Raw genomic sequence first — 3,292 nt, 5'->3', positions numbered from 1 at the left:
CGGATGCCCGGGCTTCCTCCAGCGCTTGCGGGTTGCGCACCACCACCGCGTTGAGCGCGGTGGCAGTCGTGGGGGCGTCGTAGGCGTCGATCCTGGCGAGGTAAGCCTCGACCAGTTCAACCGCCGTGGTCTGGCCGGATTCGAGCGCAGTGCGCAGCTGGGCAATGGAAACTTCGGTTACTTCGATCACGTGGTTATCGCCGGGTGCAGAAAAGGGGGAGGGCTTGAGTGCTGACTCAATCCAATCAGTGAAAGTAGCTTACTGATAGATTTTTCATAGCGCCAGAGAATGGCATCCCTTACTGTGGCGCCTCAATTTCCTTATCGATAACGGTGCTGTTTATGTCCGATGAAGTGCGGCTTGTCGTCATCATCAATACCCAGCCTGGCCGGGGTGCGGACCAGTTGGCGGCCTTTGCCGGGCTCGCTCCGCTGGTCCGGGCCGAAGCCGGTTGCATCCAGTACGACCTGCATCCGGTCGAGGGCAACAGCGACAGTTTTGTGTTGATCGAGACGTGGGCTTCAAAGGCGACGCTCAAGGATCACCACGCAGCGCCGCACATGCTGGAAGCCGCGAAGCACAACCCGACATTCCGTGCGGGCCCCTCCAACGTATTGGTGCTGGAACCTGCCGTCCAGGCACGTTGACTTCAACCCGGCAGCTCAAGGGGTTATCATTGCCCCTTCATTTTTTGCTGCCCGGAAAGATTTCGATGTTGTTTACAAGGACTGTCATGGCGAGCGCACTGCTCGCCGTTCTGGCCACCCAGGCCCATGCGTCCAGCCTGGACCTGACCTACGAGGCACCTGTCCTCAGCGCTGTACCGCTCACGCCGCAGGCTGAGCCCAAGCCGCGCTTTCCGGTCAAAAGCCTTGCGCCGGTGACCGTGGAAAACAGCTGCACCGGCCGCGAGTGCACCTACGAAGGCGACATCAGCCTGCCCCGTGAGGAGCAGACTGTGCGGCGCATTTCCATCGGTATTCAATAAAGCCGGCTGGCGCCTCAGACGATCCCATACCGGGGCGCCGGCTTGCCTGTTTGCGTGGCCGCAAACAACGCACCACGCGCCGCATCATAGGTCTCCCACAACGAACCATCGGCCACCGACGGCCAGGTGATCGTCTCACCCTGATCCAGCCCGGCCAGTGCCGCGTCCACCAGGTTTTCGGTGGTCATGACCGACTCCTGTTCCAGGGCGGAAAGCGGAATGCCCGACGCGTCCCAGATCTCGGTAGCGGTGGCTGCCGGCAACACGATCTGCACCTTCACCCCGGTTTCCGCCAGTTCCGATTGCAAGCCACGGCTGAATGCCAGGACATAGCTCTTGGTGCCGCTGTACACCGAGCTGACCGGCAGCGAGTGCACGCCCAACACCGATGCCACGTTGATGATCAAACCTTCATTGCGCACCAGCATGCCCGGCAGCGCCGCGTGGGTCAGGCGGGTGAGGGCGGTGATGTTCAGGGCGATCTGGGTCGTGGAATCCTCGACCGAGGATTGAGCCAGCGGATGCAGGCGGGCCAGGCCGGCGTTATTCACCAGCACCTGGATCGCCGGGTTGCCGGCGAGCAGGCTTTCAACACGGGCCAGGTCCGCGGGGTTTACCAGGTCGGCGCCGATGGTCTGGACCTCGCGCCCGTAGGTTTGAGTGATCTTCGCCGCCAGTGCTTCGAGGCGGTCTTCACGACGGGCGACCAGGATCAAGTCGTAGCCACGGGCTGCCAATCGGTCGGCATACACGGCGCCAATACCTGAAGAAGCACCCGTGATCAGGGCAATTTTTGTGGAAGCAGGGATCGACATGAACGGCTCCAATAGATGAGTACTCAACCAATATTGTTGAGGGCTCAAGTTATAGGCTTGGCGTTTGTCCTTGTCAATGGTTTAGTACTCAATCATTCTACCGGCATGGAGGATCTGAAAATGCCAACACACAAGACTGACAAGCCTGATGCCCGTGCCGACCTTTTGAGCCTGCTGGGGGACGTGGCGTGCACCAACAACGCACTGCGCCGTGCCGCCCGGCGGCTGGGCCAACTGTATGACGAAGCGCTGGCGCCGATTGGCCTGAAGGCTACGCAGGTCGGCTTGCTGGGTGAAATCGCCCGGTGGGCGGCGGTGGATGAGCAGGCAGGGCCGACGTTGCAGGAGCTGGCCGGACGCCTGGCAATCCTGATGTCGGCGCTGACCCATGCGATGAAGCCGCTGGTGCGCGACGGGATTGTCGAGCTGCGCCCGGATGCCCTGGACAAGCGCACCAAACGCTGTGTGCTCACGCCCAAGGGCGAAGCGCTGTTCAGTGAGGCGCTGGTGTATTGGGCGGCGGCCAATAACCGGGTAGAGGAGGTGTTGGGGCATGATTCGGCCGCGCAGCTGCGGGGCATGGCAGACCATGTCGCCTCCGAAGAGTTTCTGGCGGACTACAACAGCCGATCCGCGCAGGCATAAGTCAGATCCTTTGGTTATTAGACAGACGCCGTTCGCCCATCCGATGCTGGGCCCCTCTCGATCAGGGGCTTTCCATGACCACTCAACGCCAACTGAAGCTGGGCGCGTTCATGCGCCCGGTCAGCATCCACACCGGCGCCTGGCGCTATCCCGGCGCTTACCGTGACGCCAACTTCAACTTCACGCACCTCAAGCAGTTTGCCCAAACCCTGGAGAAAGCGCGTTTCGATGCGTTCTTCATGGCCGACCACCTGGCCCTGCTCAACATGCCTATCGACGCGTTGAAGCGCAGCCACACCGCCACCTCCTTCGAACCGTTCACCTTATTGTCGGCCCTGAGCCAGGCCACCGAGCACATCGGCCTGGTAGCCACGGCCTCGACCACCTACGACGAACCGTTCCACATTGCCCGGCGCTTCGCGTCCCTGGATCACCTGAGCAACGGCCGCGCCGGCTGGAATATCGTCACCACTGCCAACCCGGATGCGGCGCAGAATTTCGGCCTGGAGCAGGCCTACGCCCACGACGAGCGCTACGCCCGTGCGCGGGAGTTCTACGATGTGGTCACCGGGCTCTGGGACAGTTGGGCCGATGATGCCTTCATCCGCGATGCCGACAGCGGTGTGTACTTCGACCCCGACAAGCTGCACACCCTCAATCACCAGGGCCGCTACCTCAATGTGCGCGGCCCGCTGCACATTGCCCGCCCGGTGCAGGGCTGGCCGGTGATCGTGCAGGCCGGCGCCTCGGAGCCCGGCCGGCAATTGGCGGCAGAAACCGCCGAGGTGATCTTCGTGGCGCCCGGCACGCTCGAGGAAGGGCGTAAATTCTATGCCGATATCA

General features: G+C 62.2%; 5 protein-coding genes and 1 pseudogene. 4 read left to right on the top strand and 2 right to left on the bottom strand.

Annotated features, from left to right (window positions below; all coding sequences use genetic code 11):
* Positions 1-190 (bottom strand): annotated as a pseudogene (locus HX846_RS23185) (amidase); the annotation flags it as partial.
* 152 nt (positions 191-342) lie between these two features.
* Here HX846_RS23185 and HX846_RS23180 point away from each other — a divergent pair.
* Complete coding sequence (locus HX846_RS23180; RefSeq protein WP_178966159.1) at positions 343-648, top strand: putative quinol monooxygenase; 306 nt, start codon at positions 343-345, stop codon at positions 646-648.
* Positions 649-734: 86 nt separating this feature from the next.
* Entirely contained in the window at positions 735-989 is a 255-nt protein-coding gene (locus HX846_RS23175) for a hypothetical protein (protein ID WP_003219674.1), read from the top strand.
* A 14-nt stretch (positions 990-1,003) separates the two neighbouring features.
* On the opposite strand, the gene HX846_RS23170 is transcribed toward HX846_RS23175, so the two are convergent.
* Positions 1,004-1,804 (bottom strand): SDR family oxidoreductase, encoded by an 801-nt coding sequence (locus HX846_RS23170; RefSeq protein WP_102605585.1) that lies wholly within the window; start codon positions 1,802-1,804, stop codon positions 1,004-1,006.
* 120 nt (positions 1,805-1,924) lie between these two features.
* Here HX846_RS23170 and HX846_RS23165 point away from each other — a divergent pair, with 120 nt between their 5' ends.
* Positions 1,925-2,449: a MarR family winged helix-turn-helix transcriptional regulator gene (locus HX846_RS23165; protein ID WP_003219677.1), complete on the top strand. Its 525-nt coding sequence runs from the start codon at positions 1,925-1,927 to the stop codon at positions 2,447-2,449.
* Positions 2,450-2,523: 74 nt separating this feature from the next.
* Positions 2,524-3,292, top strand: a 769-nt coding sequence (locus tag HX846_RS23160; RefSeq protein WP_178966158.1) for an NtaA/DmoA family FMN-dependent monooxygenase, incomplete at its 3' end; no start/stop codon positions are given.

Origin of the sequence: Pseudomonas sp. K5002, from assembly GCF_013386655.1 — a bacterium.
GTDB lineage: Bacteria > Pseudomonadota > Gammaproteobacteria > Pseudomonadales > Pseudomonadaceae > Aquipseudomonas.
The sequence above is the reverse complement of the archived record's forward strand: the minus strand, read 5'-3'. Positions and strand labels throughout refer to the sequence as shown.